The 18,316-nt window shown below is 62.7% G+C and carries 23 protein-coding genes; 15 read left to right on the top strand and 8 right to left on the bottom strand.

Annotation, left to right across the window (positions count from 1 at the left end; translation table 11 throughout):
• Nucleotide 1 precedes the first annotated feature (1 nt).
• Genes AD670_RS08795 through AD670_RS08785 form a run of 3 tightly spaced genes read right to left on the bottom strand, consistent with a single transcriptional unit; the run spans nt 2 to nt 1,037 of the window.
• Nucleotides 2-340 (bottom strand): hypothetical protein, encoded by a 339-nt coding sequence (locus AD670_RS08795; protein ID WP_053130627.1) that lies wholly within the window; start codon nt 338-340, stop codon nt 2-4.
• Nucleotides 337-720 carry a phage holin family protein gene (locus tag AD670_RS08790; protein WP_012723020.1) on the bottom strand — a complete coding sequence of 128 codons (384 nt, stop codon included), beginning with the start codon at nt 718-720 and terminating at the stop codon, nt 337-339. Before AD670_RS08790 ends, AD670_RS08795 begins: the two co-directional genes overlap by 4 nt.
• A gap of 2 nt (nt 721-722) precedes the next feature.
• A complete protein-coding gene (locus AD670_RS08785; protein WP_012723021.1) occupies nt 723-1,037 on the bottom strand; it encodes a YqjD family protein in 315 nt (104 codons plus the stop codon).
• A 346-nt stretch (nt 1,038-1,383) separates the two neighbouring features.
• Here AD670_RS08785 and AD670_RS08780 point away from each other — a divergent pair, with 346 nt between their 5' ends.
• Complete coding sequence (locus tag AD670_RS08780; RefSeq protein WP_053130751.1) at nt 1,384-2,592, top strand: ammonium transporter; 1,209 nt, start codon at nt 1,384-1,386, stop codon at nt 2,590-2,592.
• Here the strand turns inward: AD670_RS08780 and AD670_RS08775 are convergent.
• A complete protein-coding gene (locus AD670_RS08775) occupies nt 2,579-4,315 on the bottom strand; it encodes a monovalent cation:proton antiporter-2 (CPA2) family protein (protein ID WP_156338161.1) in 1,737 nt (578 codons plus the stop codon). The genes AD670_RS08780 and AD670_RS08775 overlap by 14 nt on opposite strands.
• A 325-nt stretch (nt 4,316-4,640) precedes the next feature.
• Here AD670_RS08775 and AD670_RS08770 point away from each other — a divergent pair, with 325 nt between their 5' ends.
• From AD670_RS08770 to AD670_RS08760, 3 genes are all read left to right on the top strand, one after another.
• Nucleotides 4,641-4,877: a glutaredoxin family protein gene (locus tag AD670_RS08770; RefSeq protein ID WP_053130624.1), complete on the top strand. Its 237-nt coding sequence runs from the start codon at nt 4,641-4,643 to the stop codon at nt 4,875-4,877.
• 74 nt (nt 4,878-4,951) lie between these two features.
• On the top strand, nt 4,952-5,287 hold the full coding sequence (locus AD670_RS08765; RefSeq protein WP_010565034.1) for a hypothetical protein: 336 nt from the start codon (nt 4,952-4,954) through the stop codon (nt 5,285-5,287).
• Between the two features lie 71 nt (nt 5,288-5,358).
• Nucleotides 5,359-6,249 (top strand): pseudouridine synthase, encoded by an 891-nt coding sequence (locus tag AD670_RS08760; RefSeq protein WP_053130622.1) that lies wholly within the window; start codon nt 5,359-5,361, stop codon nt 6,247-6,249.
• Between the two features lie 55 nt (nt 6,250-6,304).
• On the opposite strand, the gene AD670_RS08755 is transcribed toward AD670_RS08760, so the two are convergent.
• Together AD670_RS08755 and mobA are read right to left on the bottom strand one after the other, a co-directional pair.
• A complete protein-coding gene (locus AD670_RS08755; RefSeq protein WP_010211805.1) occupies nt 6,305-6,526 on the bottom strand; it encodes a YgdI/YgdR family lipoprotein in 222 nt (73 codons plus the stop codon).
• An 81-nt stretch (nt 6,527-6,607) separates the two neighbouring features.
• Entirely contained in the window at nt 6,608-7,210 is a 603-nt protein-coding gene (gene mobA / locus AD670_RS08750; protein ID WP_053130745.1) for a molybdenum cofactor guanylyltransferase MobA, read from the bottom strand.
• 76 nt (nt 7,211-7,286) lie between these two features.
• Between mobA and moaB the strand changes: the two genes are divergently transcribed.
• Both moaB and glp read left to right on the top strand, forming a co-directional pair.
• Complete coding sequence (moaB, locus tag AD670_RS08745; protein ID WP_053130620.1) at nt 7,287-7,826, top strand: molybdenum cofactor biosynthesis protein B; 540 nt, start codon at nt 7,287-7,289, stop codon at nt 7,824-7,826.
• Entirely contained in the window at nt 7,810-9,036 is a 1,227-nt protein-coding gene (gene glp, locus AD670_RS08740; RefSeq protein ID WP_053130618.1) for a gephyrin-like molybdotransferase Glp, read from the top strand. Before moaB ends, glp begins: the two co-directional genes overlap by 17 nt.
• Before the next feature lie 220 nt (nt 9,037-9,256).
• Here the strand turns inward: glp and AD670_RS08735 are convergent, their stop codons facing one another.
• The gene (locus AD670_RS08735; protein WP_053130614.1) at nt 9,257-9,586 is read right to left on the bottom strand and encodes an EscU/YscU/HrcU family type III secretion system export apparatus switch protein; all 330 of its coding nucleotides are present in this window, start codon (nt 9,584-9,586) and stop codon (nt 9,257-9,259) included.
• Complete coding sequence (locus AD670_RS08730) at nt 9,583-11,160, bottom strand: flagellar hook-length control protein FliK (protein WP_053130742.1); 1,578 nt, start codon at nt 11,158-11,160, stop codon at nt 9,583-9,585. Before AD670_RS08730 ends, AD670_RS08735 begins: the two co-directional genes overlap by 4 nt.
• 200 nt (nt 11,161-11,360) lie before the next feature.
• On the opposite strand from AD670_RS08730, the gene ccmA reads away from it, so the two are divergent.
• The 9 genes from ccmA to ccmI all read left to right on the top strand — a co-directional run bounded on the left by ccmA (nt 11,361) and on the right by ccmI (nt 18,305).
• The gene (gene ccmA / locus AD670_RS08725; RefSeq protein WP_053130613.1) at nt 11,361-11,996 is read left to right on the top strand and encodes a cytochrome c biogenesis heme-transporting ATPase CcmA; all 636 of its coding nucleotides are present in this window, start codon (nt 11,361-11,363) and stop codon (nt 11,994-11,996) included.
• Nucleotides 11,993-12,661: a heme exporter protein CcmB gene (ccmB, locus tag AD670_RS08720; RefSeq protein ID WP_003172769.1), complete on the top strand. Its 669-nt coding sequence runs from the start codon at nt 11,993-11,995 to the stop codon at nt 12,659-12,661. The genes ccmA and ccmB overlap by 4 nt, the downstream gene beginning before the upstream one ends.
• Nucleotides 12,662-12,752: 91 nt before the next feature.
• Complete coding sequence (locus AD670_RS08715; protein WP_053130610.1) at nt 12,753-13,508, top strand: heme ABC transporter permease; 756 nt, start codon at nt 12,753-12,755, stop codon at nt 13,506-13,508.
• Nucleotides 13,505-13,681 (top strand): heme exporter protein CcmD, encoded by a 177-nt coding sequence (gene ccmD / locus AD670_RS08710; RefSeq protein WP_003172771.1) that lies wholly within the window; start codon nt 13,505-13,507, stop codon nt 13,679-13,681. The genes AD670_RS08715 and ccmD overlap by 4 nt, the downstream gene beginning before the upstream one ends.
• A complete protein-coding gene (ccmE, locus tag AD670_RS08705) occupies nt 13,678-14,133 on the top strand; it encodes a cytochrome c maturation protein CcmE (RefSeq protein ID WP_053130608.1) in 456 nt (151 codons plus the stop codon). The genes ccmD and ccmE overlap by 4 nt, the downstream gene beginning before the upstream one ends.
• Before the next feature lie 3 nt (nt 14,134-14,136).
• On the top strand, nt 14,137-16,125 hold the full coding sequence (locus AD670_RS08700; RefSeq protein WP_053130599.1) for a heme lyase CcmF/NrfE family subunit: 1,989 nt from the start codon (nt 14,137-14,139) through the stop codon (nt 16,123-16,125).
• Entirely contained in the window at nt 16,122-16,658 is a 537-nt protein-coding gene (locus tag AD670_RS08695; RefSeq protein WP_053130596.1) for a DsbE family thiol:disulfide interchange protein, read from the top strand. Before AD670_RS08700 ends, AD670_RS08695 begins: the two co-directional genes overlap by 4 nt.
• Nucleotides 16,655-17,128, top strand: coding sequence for a cytochrome c-type biogenesis protein (locus tag AD670_RS08690; RefSeq protein ID WP_053130594.1), 474 nt, complete (start codon nt 16,655-16,657; stop codon nt 17,126-17,128). Before AD670_RS08695 ends, AD670_RS08690 begins: the two co-directional genes overlap by 4 nt.
• Nucleotides 17,121-18,305 carry a c-type cytochrome biogenesis protein CcmI gene (ccmI, locus tag AD670_RS08685; protein ID WP_053130590.1) on the top strand — a complete coding sequence of 395 codons (1,185 nt, stop codon included), beginning with the start codon at nt 17,121-17,123 and terminating at the stop codon, nt 18,303-18,305. Before AD670_RS08690 ends, ccmI begins: the two co-directional genes overlap by 8 nt.
• Nucleotides 18,306-18,316 lie beyond the last annotated feature (11 nt).

Here is an 18,316-nt window from a genome sequence, read left to right as displayed (position 1 = left end):
CTCAACCTTTGCGTGAATTGCCTTGCATGGCCAGTTTGATCAGCGGGATTAATCCGGCACCGAGCCGAACCAGGCGCGTCACACTGCTGATACCGCCGCCCTTGGCGCCCTTACCGGTGAAGAAACCGATCAGCGTTACAGCGGCCACGCCCCACAGCGGCGCGTGCTTGATGCCCAGGCCGCCCTGGAAGCTCTGGCCCATGTTGCGCACCTTGTTCAGTGGCACCATCAATTGCTGGGACTCGTGGCGAATCTCCTGGCGGTGCATCTCCATGCGCAGGCGGATCAACGCCTTGCGCATTTCCCGGCGGGAGGTTTGCTGGATTTCATTCGAGCTCATGGCAACAGGCGCTCCCGATCGTTGGCCAGCTCTTCGAGAGTGGCGTGGAACGGCGTGGACTCATCGAACACTGCCGCTTTCAAGCGCACCCCGCAAAAGGCGGCGGCCAGGGAATAGAACACACAGAGGCAAATGATGCCGGTCAGGCGGTAGCCCGTGTCCCACACCAGGATCATCACCAATGTCGACAATCCCACCAGCAACAACAGAGCAAACACCAGCGCGAGGCCGGCAAACAGCAGCAGGCTGACGGTGCGGGCCTTCTGTTCCTGCAATTCGATGCCAAACAGTTCGACGTGGCTGTGCAGCAAGCCAAGAACGGCCGCGCCCAGGCGTCGTGAGGTAGTACCAGTGGACGAGCCAGTTTCGCCGATAGACATGATTAGCGCCTTGTGGCCAGCAGGCCGATCAGAAAGCCCACGCCGGCGGCAATGCCTACCGACTGCCAAGGGTTGGCCTGCACGTAATCTTCGGTCGCGGTGACCGCCGCCTGGCCGCGTTCGCGCAGGGAGTCTTCGGTTTGCTTGAGGGTTTCGCGGGCCTGCAACAGCGTGTCATGAATCTTGGCACGCAGCTCATCGGCCTGGTCGCCCGCAAGCACCTTGGTGTCGTCCAGCAACCTTTCGGTGTCAGTCACCAGGGTTTGAAAATCCGCCATCAATATTTCTTGAGCAGTCTTTGCAGTTCTTCTGGCCATGGTTATCTCCGTGATTGGCTGATCGGTACGTGTGGTTTCGAGTCACCGGCATCGGTGAAGGTTCAGTGCAATTGTCTGGTACAGCTTTTGCTTTGCCTTGGTGCGCACGCCCCGGGGCTTGCGCTGAATCCGGGCGGTCGGGGCTCAGGTCTCGAAAAACCTTACCCTAAATAACTGAAACTCGCGGAAAAACCCTGTCGGCAACGGCCTGTTGTGTTGAACGCTGCGCTAAAGCGGTTCACGCCCTCTGAAGAGGGGCGGTACCGGTGGTGCCAATTTAGTGCGCGCAACCCTGGCTTGAACCGCTTTGGTGCTTTTTGCCTTTAACGCAGGCCTGCCAACCTCCATGGAAAATTTGCAAAGTGCGGTGGACACCTTGGTCCACAGCTCCAACACCCTGTTTATCCTGATCGGTGCGGTCATGGTCCTGGCCATGCACGCCGGCTTCGCGTTCCTCGAAGTCGGCACCGTGCGCCAGAAAAACCAGGTCAATGCGCTGTCGAAGATCCTCAGTGACTTCGCCATCTCGACCCTGGCCTATTTCTTTATAGGCTATTGGATCTCCTACGGTGTGAGCTTCCTGCAACCGGCGGCCGTGATCAGCGCCGATCATGGCTATGGCCTGGTGAAGTTCTTCTTCCTGCTGACGTTTGCGGCAGCGATCCCGGCGATCATCTCCGGCGGTATTGCGGAGCGTGCAAAGTTCGCTCCGCAGTTGTGCGCCACCGCGTTGATCGTGGCGTTTATCTACCCGTTTTTCGAAGGCATGGTGTGGAACGGCAATTTCGGTTTGCAGGCCTGGCTGCTCGCGACGTTTGGCGCCAGCTTCCATGACTTTGCCGGCTCCGTGGTCGTGCATGCCATGGGCGGTTGGCTGGCGCTGGCGGCGGTGCTGTTGCTGGGGCCGCGTAATGGGCGCTACCGCGAAGGGCGCCTGGTGGCATTCGCGCCATCGAGTATTCCGTTCCTGGCCCTGGGCTCGTGGATTTTGATCGTCGGCTGGTTCGGCTTCAACGTGATGAGCGCGCAAACCCTGAACGGCGTCAGCGGGCTGGTGGCGGTCAACTCGCTGATGGCCATGGTCGGTGGCACCGTTGCCGCCCTGGTGATCGGCCGCAATGACCCCGGCTTCCTGCATAACGGTCCGTTGGCCGGTCTGGTGGCGATCTGCGCCGGTTCTGACCTGATGCATCCGGTGGGTGCGCTGGTCACGGGCGTGGTCGCGGGCGGGCTGTTTGTGTGGTGCTTTATCGCCGCCCAGGACCGCTGGAAGATCGACGACGTGCTGGGCGTATGGCCGCTGCATGGCCTGTGCGGCGTATGGGGCGGGATTGCGTGCGGCATCTTTGGCCAGACGGCGTTGGGTGGCTTGGGCGGCGTAAGCCTGATCAGCCAGTTAATCGGTACGGGGCTTGGCGTGGCGGTCGCGTTCGGCGGCGGTCTGCTGGTGTATGGGGTGATCAAGCGCGTGTACGGGCTGCGCCTGAGCCAGGAAGAGGAGTATTACGGCGCAGACCTGTCGATCCACAAGATCGGCGCGGTCAGTCAGGATTGATCGGCGCCTCTTGGTCGGTGCTCGGGTGCGTGTAAAAACCGTGCAGCAGGCGATAGCGGTTATGCCGTACTTCATCGACCCGCGCTTGCACCTGTTGGTCCGGCAGGCCCAGCAGGATCAGGGCGTGGGAGGCGAGCATCAGGCTCGACTCCAGCAACTCGGGCACCACTTCGCTGGCGCCCGCGGCTTTCAATTCGGCTAACTGGCTGTCATCGCGGGTGCGCACCAGGATAGGCACGTCGGGGTTGATGTGGCGCGCTTCCTTCAGCACCGCCAGGGTGACATCGCTGTTGTCCACGGCAATTACCATTAGGCGCGCGCGTTCCAGGCCCACTGCACTGAGCAATGCGCCACGTCGACAATCGCCGTAATGCACGCTGCTGTCTTCGGTGGCGGCTTCCTGTACCCGCTCCGGGTCGTCATCCAGGGCGATAAACGCCTGTTGCTCATTGCGCAGAAAGCGCCCGATGGATTGCCCGACCCGGCCATAGCCGCAGATGACGGCATGCCCGCGTAATTGGGCGTTGAGGGCGGTAATTTCTTCAAGTTGTACCTGTTGGTTGGGCTTACGATGCAGGCGCAGGGCAATCGCTGGCGCGGCGCGCAACAGCAGTGGCGTCAACAGCATCGAACAGAACGTGGCAGCCAGCAGCAAACCGTTGAATTCATCGGGGATCAGCCGGCTCTGCTGCATCTGCGCCATCAGCGCAAAGCAGAACTCACCGCCCTGGGCCAGGGCCAGGCCGCTGCGCCAGGCGGTTTCACTGTCGCTGCCGCGCAGCTTGACCAACGTGGCCACCACACACCCCTTGATCAGCATCAGCGCGAGGGTCATGCCGAGGATCAACAGGCTGTGGCTGACGAACAGCTGCAGGTCGATAAGCATGCCGATGCTGACGAAAAACAGCCCCAGCAGGATGTCCCGAAACGGGCGGATATCCGCTTCGATCTGATGGCGATAATGGCTTTCTCCCAACAGCATGCCGGCCAGGAACGCACCGAGGGCCGGGGAGAGGCCCAGCAAGTGGGTGAGCCAGGCCGTCAGCAAGACAATCACCAGCGCCAGCAGCACAAACAGCTCTGCCGAATGCGAGGCGGCGACTTCATGAAACAAGCGCGGCAATAACCAGCGGCTGGCGAGCAACAGGCCCACGAACAACACCACGGTTTTGCCCAGCGTCAGCGGCAATGCCCAGTACCAGGCCTGCTCGCTGCTGCCGGCGAACACCGGTACCAACGTCAGCAGCAACACCGCCACCACATCCTGGAACAGCAACACGCCAATCGCGTTCTGGCCATGGCTGCTGAAGATCTCGCCGAGGCTGGTCAGCTCCTTGCTGACGATCGCTGTGGACGACAGCGCCAGCCCGGCGCCGAGCAACAAGGCGATGCCCGGCGCCACCCCAAAGGCCATCAACAGGCCCCCCAGCAGCGCGCTGCAACCCAGCACCTGCAAGCTGCCCAGGCCAAACACCACGCGGCGCAGGGCGAGCATCTTGGTCAGGGAAAACTCCAGGCCCAGGGAAAACAGCAGGAACACCACGCCCAGTTCGGCGAGGTCGGGCAGCTCTTCGCTGTCATTCACCCAGTCGAGGGCCGTGGGCCCCACGGCAAGGCCCACGCACAGGTAGCCCAACACGGGTGGCAGTTGCAGCCGGCGAAACAGCGCAATCACCACCAGGGATGAGGCCAGAATGATCAGCAGGTTGGCGAACACAAGCATCTCCGTTGCAGCGTGAGCGGGCAAAAAGCCGCGAGAATCGCTGAATCAGTTATAGGCCATGGTGATCTGAGTCAGGGTTTATTGTGGCCGGCAGGTTTCCGGGGAGCGAACGCTGTACTTGTGGCGAGCGGGCTTGCCCCGCGTTGGGCTGCGAAGCGGCCCCAAAACCAAGCACAGCATTTCTGTCTGAAGGAACGCGGTGGCACTACCGGGGCCGCTTCGCGCCCCAACGCGGGGCAAGCCCGCTCGCCACAACAACCCCGCTCGCCACAGGTTTTTGTCAGGCTTAGAATGCTCGTCTATTTACTGATCAGGTTCATTCGTCATGCTTCCTGAATGCCAGCTGTTCGGCACCCTGGGTTGCCATCTGTGTGAAATTGCCGAAGCCGAAATCATGCCGCTCGTCGAACGTGGGTTGTTGGTTGAGTTGGTTGATATCACCGACCCCGAAGACCTGACCGACGACTACGGCCTAAGGATTCCGGTGCTTCGCCGGGTAGATACCGGCGCTGAACTGGATTGGCCTTTCGACACTGATCAGGTTGTCGCCTTCCTGCTCTGACGTTTATGCGATGGCGAGTTTCCGAATATTACGTTACTGTATGTTTGTACAGCGATTGAATAGAGGGAACGCCCGTGGTGAATGTTGAACAACTGAAAAGCAGCGTCAATCGCATGTCTGCCGATGTCGTGCGCGACGCGGTGAACGAGCTGCGCCTCGACGGCCTGGTCACGGAAGGCAAGACGCCGTTTAACAAAGTGCATTTCAATACCTGCTTTGCCGAGATCGAGGCGTTGTTCCAGCGCGCCGGTTATCACAAGCAGCTCGATGTGGTGGGTTATCAAGGCCTGTTGTACGCGCTTTACGATCCTGGCCGCTGGGAAGCGGTGGACGTGCTGCGCTGGCTCAAGGAGTTCACCGAGGCGGCGAGTGCTTCGCCGATCCTGCGCGCGGAATTGGCCAAGGCCTGAGATCCGCCCTAGGCCGAGTCCCGCTTCATGCGGGATAATGCTCGCCTGTTTTTCCAGGCTTTGAGCACTTCATGTCCACATCCGGTTTTTCCGCGTCCCAGCACCAAGCCAGCACCTTGTACCTGCCACCGGGCCCCTGGGCGACGGTGCTGGAGTGCCTGTGTGAGCACTTTGCGGCGATCAGTCGCGAACACTGGCTGGACCGCATCGCCCGCGGGCGCGTGCTGGACATCCATGGCAGCCCGATCTCCCAGGACCTGGCCTACAAGGAAGGCCTGTGCATCTATTACTTTCGTGAAGTACCCAACGAAAAAGTCATCCCGGTGCAGGAAACCATCCTCTACGCCGACGAGCATCTGGTAGTGGCGGATAAACCTCACTTCCTGCCCGTGACCCCGGCCGGCGAGTACGTCGAGCAAACCCTGTTGCGCCGCCTGATTCGCCGCCTGGACAACCCGGCGCTGGTGCCCCTGCACCGCATCGACCGGCATACCGCCGGGCTGGTGCTGTTCTCGGCTAACCCGGCCAGCCGTTCGGCCTATCAGCAGCTGTTTCCCACGCGCCAGATCGATAAATTCTACGAAGCCATTGCCCCGGCCTTACCCGGGCTGACGTTCCCGTTGGTGCACAAAAGCCGCCTGGTGCATGGCGAACCGTTCTTCCGCATGCAGGAAGGCCCTGGCACCAGCAACACCGAAACAGCCGTGGAGGTGCGCGAAAAGAACGGCGACTTATGGCGCTACGGCCTGTTTCCCGTGACCGGCAAGAAGCACCAGCTGCGCGTGCACATGACCGCGCTGGGGGCGAGCATCTGCAACGACCCGTTCTACCCGGACGTGATCAAGGATGCGGTCGACGATTACGCCAATCCCCTCAAGCTGCTGGCCCAGGGCGTGCGGTTTATCGACCCCGTCACCGGTGAAGAACGCCATTTCCGCAGCCAGATCACCCTCGACTGGTAACCCCCGGAAACGACAAGGCCCGCGCGAGGCGGGCCTTGTGTGCAAGCGCTAAGACTTACAGGTCTTTAACGGTGCGAACCTGATCTTTGTTGATGCGGGTACGCTTGCCGTCAAGCTGTTCGAATTCGTAGAAACCCGAATCTTCGTTGTATTTCGGGGTGTCGACGGCCTGGATTTCGCGACCGTCATTCAGGGTGATCACTGTCGGCGAGGCGCAACCGGCGAGGGTAGCCAGGCCCAGTGCAAGCATGAGAGCGGCGATGGTCCGTTGAGTCATGGGTGTTGTCTCCGAGAGAATACTTTTTGATTGCTGACCTTGTGACGCGTAAGACGTCGCCAAAGTTCCTTGTGCGAAGGTTCATTCTGACACGTCAGACCTTGGGCGCAACAGCTCTGGTGTATTCAGGTTGGCCAGGCGCGGGTCATCGGCAGGGCATTCCAGGCCCACGCCGCCCAATTGCAGGAGGATCTTTCGGGGGCTGCGTTCACCGGCATGCCAGGCCCGTTCTACCTCGGCTTGCAGGCAGATGGGGATGATGCAGATCAAGGGTTCCCAGAATTCACCGTGGCGCACCATCACTGGCAACAAGGGATTGCGTTGTGAGGTTTCACGCAGGTCGGCGAGCAGTCGGGCGTCGATGTGTGGCACATCGCACGGCAGGATCAGCAGGTGCTCATGGCGCGCGGCGGCCAGTCCCGCGCGGATACCGGCCAGCGGCCCGGGAAAATCCGGGCTGTCGTCGCTCACCAACTGGTCGGCATAGGGGGCGTACTGCGCCTGGTTGCGGTTGCACGAGATGATCAGGTCATCAGTCAGTGGCCGCGCCAGGCGCTGCAAGTGCGCGATCAAGGGCAGGCCGTGCCAGTCCAGCAGGCCTTTGTCCTGGCCGCCCATGCGCTGGCCGCGGCCACCGGCCAACAGCAGGATCGAACAGGGCAGGGGGATTGAATCGAGTGGCATGTGGGTTCCGCGCGGGCAGCTGAACAGGGGCCTGTGATATAACATCGGGCTGTTCCTTCGACAACCGGACCGTGCCATGAAAGCCAAGGCCGATGCACCCTTCGTACCCCTGAATATCGCTGTATTGACCGTCAGCGACACCCGCACCCTGGACACCGACACCTCGGGCCAGGTCTTCGTCGACCGCCTCACCGCCGCCGGCCACAACCTGGCCGAACGCGTGCTGCTCAAGGACGACCTCTACAAGATCCGCGCCCAAGTCGCCCACTGGATTGCCGAAGACGTGGTGCAAGTGGTGTTGATCACCGGCGGCACCGGCTTCACCGGCCGCGACAGCACCCCCGAAGCGGTCAGTTGCCTGCTCGACAAACCGGTCGACGGTTTTGGCGAACTGTTCCGCCAGATCTCCGTGGCCGACATCGGCACCTCCACCGTGCAATCCCGCGCCTTGGCCGGCCTGGCCAACGGCACCCTGGTGTGCTGCCTGCCGGGCTCCACCAATGCGGTGCGCACCGGTTGGGATGGCATCCTCGCCGAGCAACTGGATAACCGTCACCGCCCGTGCAACTTCGTACCGCACCTGAAGCTGGCCGAACCCTGTGAATCCCGTGGGTAAGCCCGGCAAGACCGGCGCCCTGATGCCGGTAGAACAAGCCCTGCAACAACTGCTGGCGATGGCCGAAGCCGCGCCGATCCGCGAGCAGCAGGTGCTGTCGCTGGCAGAGTGCGATGGCCGGGTATTGGCCCAGGACCTGGTCTCCACCCTCGACCTGCCGCCCTGGCCCAACAGCGCCATGGACGGTTACGCCGTGCGCCTGGCGGATTGGGCCGGTGAGCCGCTGCCCGTCAGCCAACGCATCTTCGCCGGCCAGGCGCCGCAGCCGCTGGCGTCTGGAACCTGTGCGCGCATCTTCACCGGGGCGCCGGTGCCGGAAGGCGCGGACTGCGTGGAAATGCAGGAAAACGCTATCGTCCACGCCGATGAGCGCGTGAGCTTTGCCGAGCCGTTGCACCTTGGCCAGAACATTCGCCCCCAGGGCCAGGAAACCACCGTCGGCGAGTTGGTACTCACGGCCGGTACGCGCCTGGGCCCGATCGAGCTGGGCCTGGCGGCTTCCCTCGGCCGTGATCGACTGGACGTGATCCGCCGCCCGCGTGTGGCTGTGTTGTCCACCGGCGATGAACTGATCGAACCCGGTTTGCCGCTCGGTCCGGGCCAGATCTACAACAGCAACCGCCGCGTGTTGTGTTCCTGGCTTGAGCGCATGGGCTGCGAAGTCATCGACGCCGGCATCCTGCCGGATGACCTGGAGCAGACCCGTTCCCGACTGGCAGGCTTGAGTGCGGTTGATCTGATTTTGTCCACCGGCGGTGTGTCGGTGGGCGAGGCGGACTTCCTCGGTATCGCTCTGCGCGAAGAGGGTGAACTGGCGTTGTGGAAGCTGGCGATCAAGCCGGGCAAACCCCTGACCTTTGGCCACTTCCGTGGCGTGCCAGTGATCGGCCTGCCGGGCAACCCGGCCTCGACCCTGGTGACCTTTGCGCTGTTGGCGCGTCCGTACTTGCTGCGCCGCCAAGGGGTGGCAGACGTGGAGCCACTGCGCTTCGAAGTGCCGGTGGGGTTCACCTGGCCGAAACCGGGCAACCGTCGCGAGTATCTGCGCGGGCGCATCGAACAGGGCAAGGCGATCATCTACCGCAACCAGAGCTCCGGCGTGCTGCGCAGCGCGGCATGGGCGGAGGGGTTTGTGGAGGTGTTGGAAGGGACGACGCTGGACATCGGCGATCGAGTCAATTTCATCCCTCTGAGTGAAGTCTTGAATTGACCCCCAATCCAAATGTGGAAGGGGGCTTGCCCTGATGCCAGTCAGTTAAGCGTACATCGCCTCCTGTAGGAGCGAGCTTGCTCGCGAAAAACGTCAACGATAACGCGTGCTTCCTGAATGAACGCGGCGCCTGTGAGTTTTTCGCGAGCAAGCTCGCTCCTACAAAAAGCCTTAGTGCAAGCCCCCTCCCACATTTGAACCTGTATATGCCTGTGGCTATTCAGTAATCGTCGCCACGCTCCGTGACATCCCGCTCCACCGGCCCGGCATCCGGGTCATAGCCCACCGGGAACTTGCCCTTCAAGGTCCAGGCAAACGCAATGATCTCAGCGATGGTGCGGTACAACTCTTCCGGAATACTGTCACCCAATTCCATGCGCGCCAGCAGTTTCACCAGCTCGGCATTTTCATAGATCGGCACTTCATTTTCCCGCGCCAACTTGAGGATGGCTTCAGCCAGGGCATCGTCGCCCTTGGCGGTCAGGGTCGGCGCTTGCTGGCCGTCGTACTTGAGGGCAATCGCCTGGCGTGGGGGAGTGGGGCTCTTCATGCGGTCTCATCCACCCAGCGTTGTTCCAGTCCGGTTTTCGGCCCGCGGGGCGGGGTGCCGAGGTGGCAGTCCAGATCGCCGACGTTAAGACCCGACGACACCAGGCGCTCGCGCAGGTTGCCCAAATGACTTTCGATCAGGCTGGCAGTGAAAGGCCGGGTGGCCCACAGTTGGCTGGACAGCTTGCCCTGGCTCAGTTGCGCCTGGACCTGCAGCGGCCCCAGGGGCTCCATGTCGAAGGCCAGTTCGACGCGCCAGAGCATCTGCTTGGGGTCTTTTTTGTCCTTGCGCTCGGGTTGGTCCTTGTCCGGCGCCGGCTCTTCGCGCTGGAACTTGACCTGCAACGGCACGATGTCCTGCAGGGTGCGCATGGGGATTTCCAGCTGCCAGGTGGTTTGCAAGCGGCCGTCGGCGGTGGTGCCGGTCTGTTCCAAGCTCGACAGTTGATGGCTCTGCAATCGCGAGATCGCCCCGGCGGCCAGGCGCAGCAGGTTTTCCAGGTCGCCTTCGCCCTCCAGTTTCGCCATGAGCCGCTCCGGCAGCGGGAAGCTGACCGGCGCCTGCCGCGCGCCGACCTGACCGAGGGTGCCCAACGGGCTGCGCACGAAGTTGGGCAGCACCTGGGCCAGGGTGTTGGCAGCAAGAATGGCATTCAGGTTGGTGCTGGCGGGCAGGGCGGGCAGCAGATCGGCGACCAGGCGCAGCAGCGCGCCCTTCATATCCAGCGGCGGCACCTGGGGGTTTTGCCCGGCCAGCAACTTGGCTTCAAGAAAGGCCCCGCTGTTCTGGATCACCTGCGCCAGCACCTTGGGGTTACTCACCTGTGCGAGGTCGGGCAAGGCGGCCAACAAGCGGTCGGCGGCGGCACGCAGGTCGGCGGAGGTGCTATCGCCCCGAGGCAGGTTCTGCAGTGCAGTGAACACCGCATCCAGGGAGCCCTGGCGACTTTGCTGGGTCGCCAGTTGCTGGGTCACGGCCAATTGGTCCTTGAGCCCGCTCAGCGGCACGAAATTCAGGGTTTGCGCGTTCTGCACCGCGGCACTGAGCAAACTGCCCACGCGCAAGGGTTGTGGGCTTTCCACCGTCAGGGTCGCGCCGGCCAAGGCGCTATTGAGCACGGTGACCAACGAACGGTAGATCGCGGGCTGCGCCGTGCCTTGGGGCAGGGCCTGGGTGGTCAGCACCTTGGCCTGCAACAGGGTGCCTTCCGGCATCTTCGCCGTGTCGATACGGGTGAGGGCGGCCACGTTGGCGCTCAAGGCTTGTTGCAGGCTGATGGTCAAGTTGCCGGCGGGTGTCTGGCTTACCGCCACGTTACTGCCCAACGGCAACGGTTGTGCGCTGCTGGCTTGCACCAGCGTCTGGCGGCCGCCGTCAAGGGTCAGCTTCAGCAACAGTTGAAAAGCCTCACCGCCTTGTTTCAGGGCGAGCACCTCGGCGTTCACGGTTTTGCCCGGTTCGATCAGCCCGGTCTGCGGCTCCAGCAGTTTCAGCAGTGCCCCAGGCGCAGGCGCAGGGCTTTGCCCGGCTGCCGGGGTGGGAGGAAGCGTAGGAAGGTTGATCTCGCCGGTCATCGTGCGCATCGTCTCTGGGGAAATAGCCCTCTTTAGCGTAGGGCATCGCATGTATAATGCCGCCCGTCTGCAAAGAGAGCGGTAAAAACCTCACAACTATTTGATCCAGCTCTCTAAAATCGGTCGCCAAAGCCGTTATTGTGCTTCTTTCTATAACGGCCGCTGCACCGCCGACTTGAACCGTAAAGGCCCGCGATCTCTTGACCAGCCCTCTTCTTGAAGCCGTAGCGCTCTCCTGTGAACGCGACCTGCGTCTGCTGTTCGAGCACCTCGACCTGCGTGTGGCGGGCGGCGATATGGTGCAGATCAGCGGCCCCAATGGCAGCGGCAAGACCAGCCTGCTGCGCCTGCTGGCCGGCTTGATGCAGCCCACGGCCGGTGAAGTCCGACTGAACGGCAAGCCGCTCAACGAACAACGCACCGAACTGGCGCGCAACCTGATCTGGATCGGCCACGCCGCCGGGATCAAGGACGTGCTCACCGCCGAAGAAAATCTCAGCTGGCTCAGCGCCCTGCATCATCCCGCCACCCGCGACGCCATCTGGCAGGCCCTGGCCGCCGTCGGCCTCAAGGGTTTCGAAGACGTTCCCTGTCACACCCTGTCCGCCGGCCAACAGCGCCGCGTGGCCCTGGCGCGTCTTTATCTGCCAGGCCCGCCGCTGTGGATTCTCGACGAACCTTTCACCGCCCTCGACAAACAAGGCGTCGCCCAATTGGAAGAACACCTGGCGCAGCACTGCGAGCAGGGCGGCCAGGTGGTGCTCACCACCCACCACAGCCTGGCGCGCATGCCGGTCGGTTACCGCGACCTCGACCTGGGCCGGTGGTCGGTATGAGTGTGTTTGCGCTGTTGGTCGCCCGCGAAGCCCGGTTGCTGTGCCGTCGTCCGGCCGAATTGGCCAACCCGCTGGTGTTCTTCGCCATCGTGATTGCGTTGTTCCCGTTGGCGGTCGGCCCCGAGACTAAACTGTTGCAAACCTTGTCGCCGGGGCTGGTGTGGGTCGCGGCCCTTTTGTCCGTCCTGCTCTCGCTGGACGGGCTGTTTCGCAGTGATTTCGAAGACGGTTCCCTCGAACAGTGGGTCCTTTCGTCGCACCCTCTGCCACTTCTGGTCCTGGCCAAGGTACTGGCACACTGGGCTTTTTCCGGCTTGGCGCTAGTCTTGCTCTCGCCACTGCTGGCGATGATGCTGGGATTGCCCAGCGAATGCCTGCCGATCCTGCTGCTGAGCCTGCTGCTTGGCACCCCGGTACTCAGCCTGTTGGGGGCGGTGGGTGCCGCGTTGACCGTCGGCTTGAAACGGGGTGGCCTGTTGCTGGCACTGTTGATTCTGCCTTTGTATATCCCGGTACTGATCCTGGGCAGCGGCGCGTTGCAAGCCGCGCTCATGGGCATGCCGGCGACCGGTTACCTCCTGTGGCTTGGCAGCCTGACCGCCCTGGCGGTAACCCTGACACCCTTTGCTATCGCCGCCGGCCTGAAGATCAGCGTCGGCGAATAATGAGGTCTGACCCAGCGACATTGTCAGCTCTTCAACATAAGAAAGACCCTACGCTTCTCGCAATGACGAGAAGCAACCGTGAGAAACAGCAATGAACTGGACCTGGTTTCACAAGCTCGGCTCGCCCAAATGGTTCTACGGCATCAGTGGCAAACTGCTGCCTTGGTTCAGCATCGCCGCCGTGTTGCTGATCGGCATCGGCCTTGTCTGGGGCCTGGCCTTCGCGCCGCCGGACTACCAGCAAGGCAACAGCTTTCGCATCATCTACATTCACGTGCCTGCCGCGATGCTGGCCCAGTCCTGCTACGTGATGCTGGCGGTGTGCGGCGTCGTCGGCCTGGTCTGGAAGATGAAACTCGCGGACGTCGCGCTGCAATGCGCCGCGCCCATCGGTGCGTGGATGACCGCCGTGGCGCTGGTCACCGGTGCGATCTGGGGCAAACCCACCTGGGGTTCGTGGTGGGTGTGGGATGCGCGACTAACGTCCATGTTGATCCTGCTGTTCCTGTACTTCGGTCTTATTGCCCTGGGCAACGCGATCAGCAATCGTGACAGCGCCGCCAAGGCCTGCGCGGTGCTGGCGATTGTCGGCGTGATCAACATCCCGATCATCAAATACTCGGTGGAGTGGTGGAACACCCTGCACCAGGGCGCCACCTTCACCCTCACCGAAAAACCGGCGATGCCCGTGGAAATGTGGGCGCCGTTGCTGCTGATGGTGCTGGGCTTCTACTGTTTCTTCGGCGCCGTGCTGCTGATGCGCATGCGCCTTGAAGTGCTCAAGCGTGAAGCCCGCGCCAGTTGGGTCAAGGCCGAAGTGCAAAGCTGCCTGGGAGCGCGTGGATGAGTTTTGCTTCTTTCAGTGATTTTCTCGCCATGGGCCATCACGGCCTGTATGTCTGGACGGCCTATGGCATCTGCCTGGCCGTGCTGGCCCTTAACGTCGCCGCGCCGATCCTGGCCCGCAAGCGTTACCTGCAACAAGAGGCGCGTCGTCTGCGCCGGGAGACTGAAAAGTGAATCCGCTGCGTAGAAAGCGTCTGTTGATCATCCTTGCCATCCTGGCCGGCGTCGGCATTGCCGTGGCCCTGGCCTTGAGCGCGTTGCAGCAGAACATCAACCTGTTCTACACCCCGACCCAAATTGCCAACGGCGAAGCGCCGCTGGACACGCGCATCCGCGCCGGCGGCATGGTGGAGAAGGGCTCGCTGAAGCGTTCCGGCGACTCCCTCGACGTGACCTTCGTGGTCACCGACTTCAGCAAATCCGTGACCATCACTTATCGCGGCATCCTCCCGGACCTGTTCCGCGAAGGCCAGGGCATCGTCGCCCTGGGCAAGCTCAACGCCGACGGCGTGGTGGTGGCCGATGAAGTGCTGGCCAAGCACGACGAAAAATACATGCCACCTGAGGTGACCAAAGCCCTCAAGGACAGCGGCCAGTCCGCGCCAACCCCTGCCAAGGAGGGCTAAGTGATGACGTCCGCATTGTTTATTCCGGAACTGGGCCAGTTGGCGATGATCCTCGCCCTGTGCTTTGCCATCGTCCAGGCAGTGGTGCCGTTGCTCGGTGCCTGGCGTGGGGACCGCCTGTGGATGAGCCTGGCGCAGCCGGCCGCCTGGGGCCAGTGTGCGTTCCTGGTGTTCGCGTTTGGCTGCCTGACCTACGCCTTTATGACCGACGACTTTTCCGTCGCCTATGTGGCCAATAACTCCAACAGCGCCTTGCCGTGGTACTACAAGTTCAGCGCGGTGTGGGGTGCCCACGAAGGTTCGCTGCTGCTGTGGGCGTTGATCCTTGGCGGCTGGACCTTCGCGGTGTCGGTGTTCTCGCGCCAGTTGCCGCAAGTCATGCTGGCACGGGTGCTGGCAGTGATGGGCATGATCAGTATCGGCTTCCTGCTGTTCCTGATCATGACCTCCAACCCGTTCACCCGCATCCTGCCGCAGATCCCGGCGGACGGTCACGACCTCAACCCGCTGTTGCAAGACATCGGCCTGATCGTGCACCCGCCGATGCTCTACATGGGGTACGTCGGTTTCTCCGTGGCCTTTGCCTTCGCCATCGCCGCCTTGCTCGGCGGGCGCCTCGATGCGGCCTGGGCGCGCTGGTCGCGGCCGTGGACCATCGTCGCCTGGGCCTTCCTCGGTATCGGCATCACCCTCGGTTCGTGGTGGGCCTACTACGAACTCGGCTGGGGCGGTTGGTGGTTCTGGGACCCGGTGGAAAACGCCTCGTTCATGCCATGGCTGGTGGGTACCGCACTGATTCACTCGTTGGCCGTCACCGAAAAACGCGGCGTGTTCAAGAGCTGGACCGTGCTGCTGGCCATCGCGGCATTTTCCCTCAGCCTGCTCGGCACCTTCCTCGTGCGTTCGGGCGTGTTGACCTCGGTGCATGCCTTCGCCTCCGACCCGGAGCGCGGCGTGTTCATCCTGATCTTCCTGCTGTTTGTGGTCGGCGGCTCCCTCACCCTGTTCGCCCTGCGCGCGCCGGTGGTCAAGAGCCAGGTCGGCTTCAACCTGTGGTCGCGGGAAACCCTGCTGCTGGGCAATAACCTGGTGTTGGTGGTGGCCGCGTCGATGATCCTGCTCGGCACCTTGTACCCCTTGGTGCTGGATGCCCTGAGCGGCGCCAAACTGTCTGTCGGACCGCCGTATTTCAACGCGTTGTTTATTCCGTTGATGGGCCTGTTGATGGTGGTGATGGCGGTCGGCATGCTGGTGCGCTGGAAGGACACCCCGGTCAAATGGCTGGCCGGCATGTTGATGCCGGTGCTGCTCGGCAGCGTGGCCCTGGCCGTGGTCGCCGGGATTGCCTATGGCGACTTCAACTGGGCGGTGCTCGCCACCTTCCTGCTCGCCGCCTGGGTGTTGCTGGCCGGTGTGCGTGACATCGTCGACAAGACCCGCCACAAAGGCCTGATCAAAGGCCTGCCGACCCTGACCCGCAGCTACTGGGGCATGCAGATCGCCCACATCGGCATCGCCGTGTGCGCCCTCGGCGTGGTGCTGTCCAGCCAGAACAGTGCCGAGCGCGACCTGCGCCTGGCGCCGGGTGAGTCCATGGACCTGGCCGGTTACCACTTCATCTTCGAAGGCGCCAAGCACTTCGAAGGGCCGAACTTCACGTCAGACAAAGGCACCGTGCGCGTAGTCCGTAACGGTAAAGAGATCGCCGTGCTGCACCCGGAAAAACGCCTGTACACCGTACAAAGCTCGATGATGACCGAAGCCGGCATTGATGCCGGATTCACCCGTGACCTCTATGTGGCCCTGGGTGAGCCCCTGGGCGATGGCGCCTGGGCCGTGCGCGTGCATGTGAAACCGTTCGTGCGCTGGATCTGGTTCGGTGGTTTGCTCACCGGCTTTGGTGGTTTGCTCGCGGCGCTGGACCGCAGGTATCGGGTCAAGGTCAAGAGCCGGGTGCGTGAAGCGCTGGGTATGCAAGGAGCGGCGGTATGAAGCGTTGGTTGATGGTGTTGCCGCTGGCAGTGTTCCTGGTGGTAGCGGTGTTTCTGTATCGCGGCTTGTACCTGGACCCGGCCGAGTTGCCCTCGGCGATGATCGGCAAGCCGTTCCCCGCGTTCAGCCTGCCGACCGTGCAGGGTGACAAGACCTTGACCCAGGCCGACCTGCTCGGCAAACCGGCGCTGGTCAACGTGTGGGGCACCTGGTGCATCTCCTGCCGCGTCGAGCACCCGGTGCTGAACAAGCTGGCCGAGAAGGGCGTGGTGATCTACGGCATCAACTACAAGGACGACAACGCGGCGGCCTTGAAGTGGCTGGCGGAGTTCCACAACCCGTACCAGTTGGATATTCGTGATGAAGACGGCAACCTCGGTTTGAACCTCGGCGTGTACGGCGCCCCGGAAACCTTCTTTATCGACGCCAAGGGTGTGATCCGCGACAAATACGTCGGCGTGATCGACGAAGTGGTGTGGCGCGAGCAACTGGCCGCCAAGTACCAGGCGCTGGTCGACGAGGCCAAGCCATGAAGCGCTTGTTAGCCGCTGCCGTGCTGGCGCTGGGCTTGGCCGGGGTGGCCCACGCCGCCATCGACACTTACGAATTCGCCAAGGACGGTGACCGCGAGCGTTTCCGCGAATTGACCAAGGAACTGCGCTGCCCCAAGTGCCAGAACCAGGACATCGCCGACTCCAACGCGCCCATCGCCGCCGACCTGCGCAAGGAAATCTTCCGCATGCTGGGGGAGGGCAAGGACAACCAGCAGATCATCGACTTCATGGTCGACCGCTACGGTGATTTCGTGCGCTACAAACCGGCCCTCACCGGCAAAACCGCGCTGCTCTGGTTCGGCCCCGCCGGGCTGCTGCTGGCCGGCGTGGTCGTCATGGCCGTGATCGTCCGCCGTCGCCGCGCCGCGCCTACCGATGGTTCCGACGCGCTATCCCCCGAAGAGCGCCAACGCCTCGACCAATTGCTGGACACCAAGACTGATGATTGATTTCTGGCTCGCAGCCGGCTTGCTGCTTCTGATTGCCCTGAGTTTCCTGTTGATCCCTGTGTTGCGCGGTCGCCGTGCCCAGCGTGAAGAGGATCGCACCGCGCTGAACGTGGCGCTTTACCAAGAGCGTGTGGCCGAGCTGCAAGTGCAGCAGGACGAAGGCGTGCTCAATGCCGCGCAGCTCGACACCGGTCGCGCCGAAGCCGCACGCGAGCTGCTGGCCGACACCGAAGGCGTGGAAAAGCCCCGCGAATCGCGCCTGGGCAAACCGCTGCCGTTGCTCGCCGCCGTCCTCGTGCCGGTGCTCGGCCTGGGCCTGTATATGCACTTCGGCGCCAGCGACAAGGTTGAACTGACCCGCGAATTCTCCCAGCCGCCGGTGTCCATGGAAGACATGACCCAGCGCCTGGAACGCGCCGCCGCCGCGCAGCCGGATTCGGCGGAAGGTTTGTACTTCCTTGGCCGCGCCTACATGGCCCAGGACCGTCCCGCCGATGCCGCCAAGGTTTTCGAACGGACCGTGGCGTTGGCCGGACGCCAGCCGGAGCTGTTGGGGCAATGGGCCCAGGCGCAGTACTTTGCCGACAACAAACAGTGGTCGCCCAAGGTCCAGGCGTTGACCGACGAAGCCTTGAAGCTGGACCCGAAAGAAGTCACCAGCCTCGGCCTGCTCGGTATCGCCGCGTTCGAAGGCCAGCGTTATCAAGAAGCCATCGACTACTGGAGCCGCCTGCTGGCGCAACTGCCACCGCAAGACAATTCGCGTGTCGCGCTGCAAGGTGGCATCGACCGCGCTGCCGAGAAACTGAAAGAAAGCGGTGGCGTCGTCGCGCAAAAAACCGTGATGAGCGTCCGCGTGGATCTGTCCGCTGAGGTCAAGGCCAAGGCCCTGCCAACCGACAGCGTCTTCATCTTTGCCCGCGCCGTCTCCGGCCCGCCTGCGCCGTTGGCCGCCAAGCGCGTCACCGTCGCCGAACTGCCCGTCACCGTCGAATTGGGCGATGCCGACGCGATGATGCCGCAGTTGAAACTGTCCAACTTCCCTGAAGTCCAACTGGTTGCGCGCATATCCCGGGCCGGTCAACCGACCACTGGCGAGTGGATCGGCCGCAGCCAACCCTTGGCCAGCACCACCACTGCCCTGCAGCAGCTGACCATTGACAGTCCGGACAAGTAATTCGAGGAAAC

The organism is Pseudomonas sp. MIACH (assembly GCF_001269925.1).
GTDB lineage: Bacteria > Pseudomonadota > Gammaproteobacteria > Pseudomonadales > Pseudomonadaceae > Aquipseudomonas.
The sequence above is the reverse complement of the archived record's forward strand: the minus strand, read 5'-3'. Positions and strand labels throughout refer to the sequence as shown.

What these genes read in the sequence shown, in the direction of transcription:
- AD670_RS08795 (WP_053130627.1), bottom strand. Translation starts at nt 340, where the DNA reads ATGAGCTCGAATGAAATCCAGCAAACCTCCCGCCGGGAAATGCGCAAG.
- AD670_RS08790 (WP_012723020.1), bottom strand. Translation starts at nt 720, where the DNA reads ATGTCTATCGGCGAAACTGGCTCGTCCACTGGTACTACCTCACGACGC.
- AD670_RS08785 (WP_012723021.1), bottom strand. Translation starts at nt 1,037, where the DNA reads ATGGCCAGAAGAACTGCAAAGACTGCTCAAGAAATATTGATGGCGGAT.
- AD670_RS08780 (WP_053130751.1), top strand. Translation starts at nt 1,384, where the DNA reads ATGGAAAATTTGCAAAGTGCGGTGGACACCTTGGTCCACAGCTCCAAC.
- AD670_RS08775 (WP_156338161.1), bottom strand. Translation starts at nt 4,315, where the DNA reads ATGCTTGTGTTCGCCAACCTGCTGATCATTCTGGCCTCATCCCTGGTG.
- AD670_RS08770 (WP_053130624.1), top strand. Translation starts at nt 4,641, where the DNA reads ATGCTTCCTGAATGCCAGCTGTTCGGCACCCTGGGTTGCCATCTGTGT.
- AD670_RS08760 (WP_053130622.1), top strand. Translation starts at nt 5,359, where the DNA reads ATGTCCACATCCGGTTTTTCCGCGTCCCAGCACCAAGCCAGCACCTTG.
- AD670_RS08755 (WP_010211805.1), bottom strand. Translation starts at nt 6,526, where the DNA reads ATGACTCAACGGACCATCGCCGCTCTCATGCTTGCACTGGGCCTGGCT.
- mobA (WP_053130745.1), bottom strand. Translation starts at nt 7,210, where the DNA reads ATGCCACTCGATTCAATCCCCCTGCCCTGTTCGATCCTGCTGTTGGCC.
- moaB (WP_053130620.1), top strand. Translation starts at nt 7,287, where the DNA reads ATGAAAGCCAAGGCCGATGCACCCTTCGTACCCCTGAATATCGCTGTA.
- AD670_RS08735 (WP_053130614.1), bottom strand. Translation starts at nt 9,586, where the DNA reads ATGAAGAGCCCCACTCCCCCACGCCAGGCGATTGCCCTCAAGTACGAC.
- AD670_RS08730 (WP_053130742.1), bottom strand. Translation starts at nt 11,160, where the DNA reads ATGACCGGCGAGATCAACCTTCCTACGCTTCCTCCCACCCCGGCAGCC.
- ccmB (WP_003172769.1), top strand. Translation starts at nt 11,993, where the DNA reads ATGAGTGTGTTTGCGCTGTTGGTCGCCCGCGAAGCCCGGTTGCTGTGC.
- AD670_RS08715 (WP_053130610.1), top strand. Translation starts at nt 12,753, where the DNA reads ATGAACTGGACCTGGTTTCACAAGCTCGGCTCGCCCAAATGGTTCTAC.
- ccmD (WP_003172771.1), top strand. Translation starts at nt 13,505, where the DNA reads ATGAGTTTTGCTTCTTTCAGTGATTTTCTCGCCATGGGCCATCACGGC.
- AD670_RS08700 (WP_053130599.1), top strand. Translation starts at nt 14,137, where the DNA reads ATGACGTCCGCATTGTTTATTCCGGAACTGGGCCAGTTGGCGATGATC.
- AD670_RS08695 (WP_053130596.1), top strand. Translation starts at nt 16,122, where the DNA reads ATGAAGCGTTGGTTGATGGTGTTGCCGCTGGCAGTGTTCCTGGTGGTA.
- AD670_RS08690 (WP_053130594.1), top strand. Translation starts at nt 16,655, where the DNA reads ATGAAGCGCTTGTTAGCCGCTGCCGTGCTGGCGCTGGGCTTGGCCGGG.
- ccmI (WP_053130590.1), top strand. Translation starts at nt 17,121, where the DNA reads ATGATTGATTTCTGGCTCGCAGCCGGCTTGCTGCTTCTGATTGCCCTG.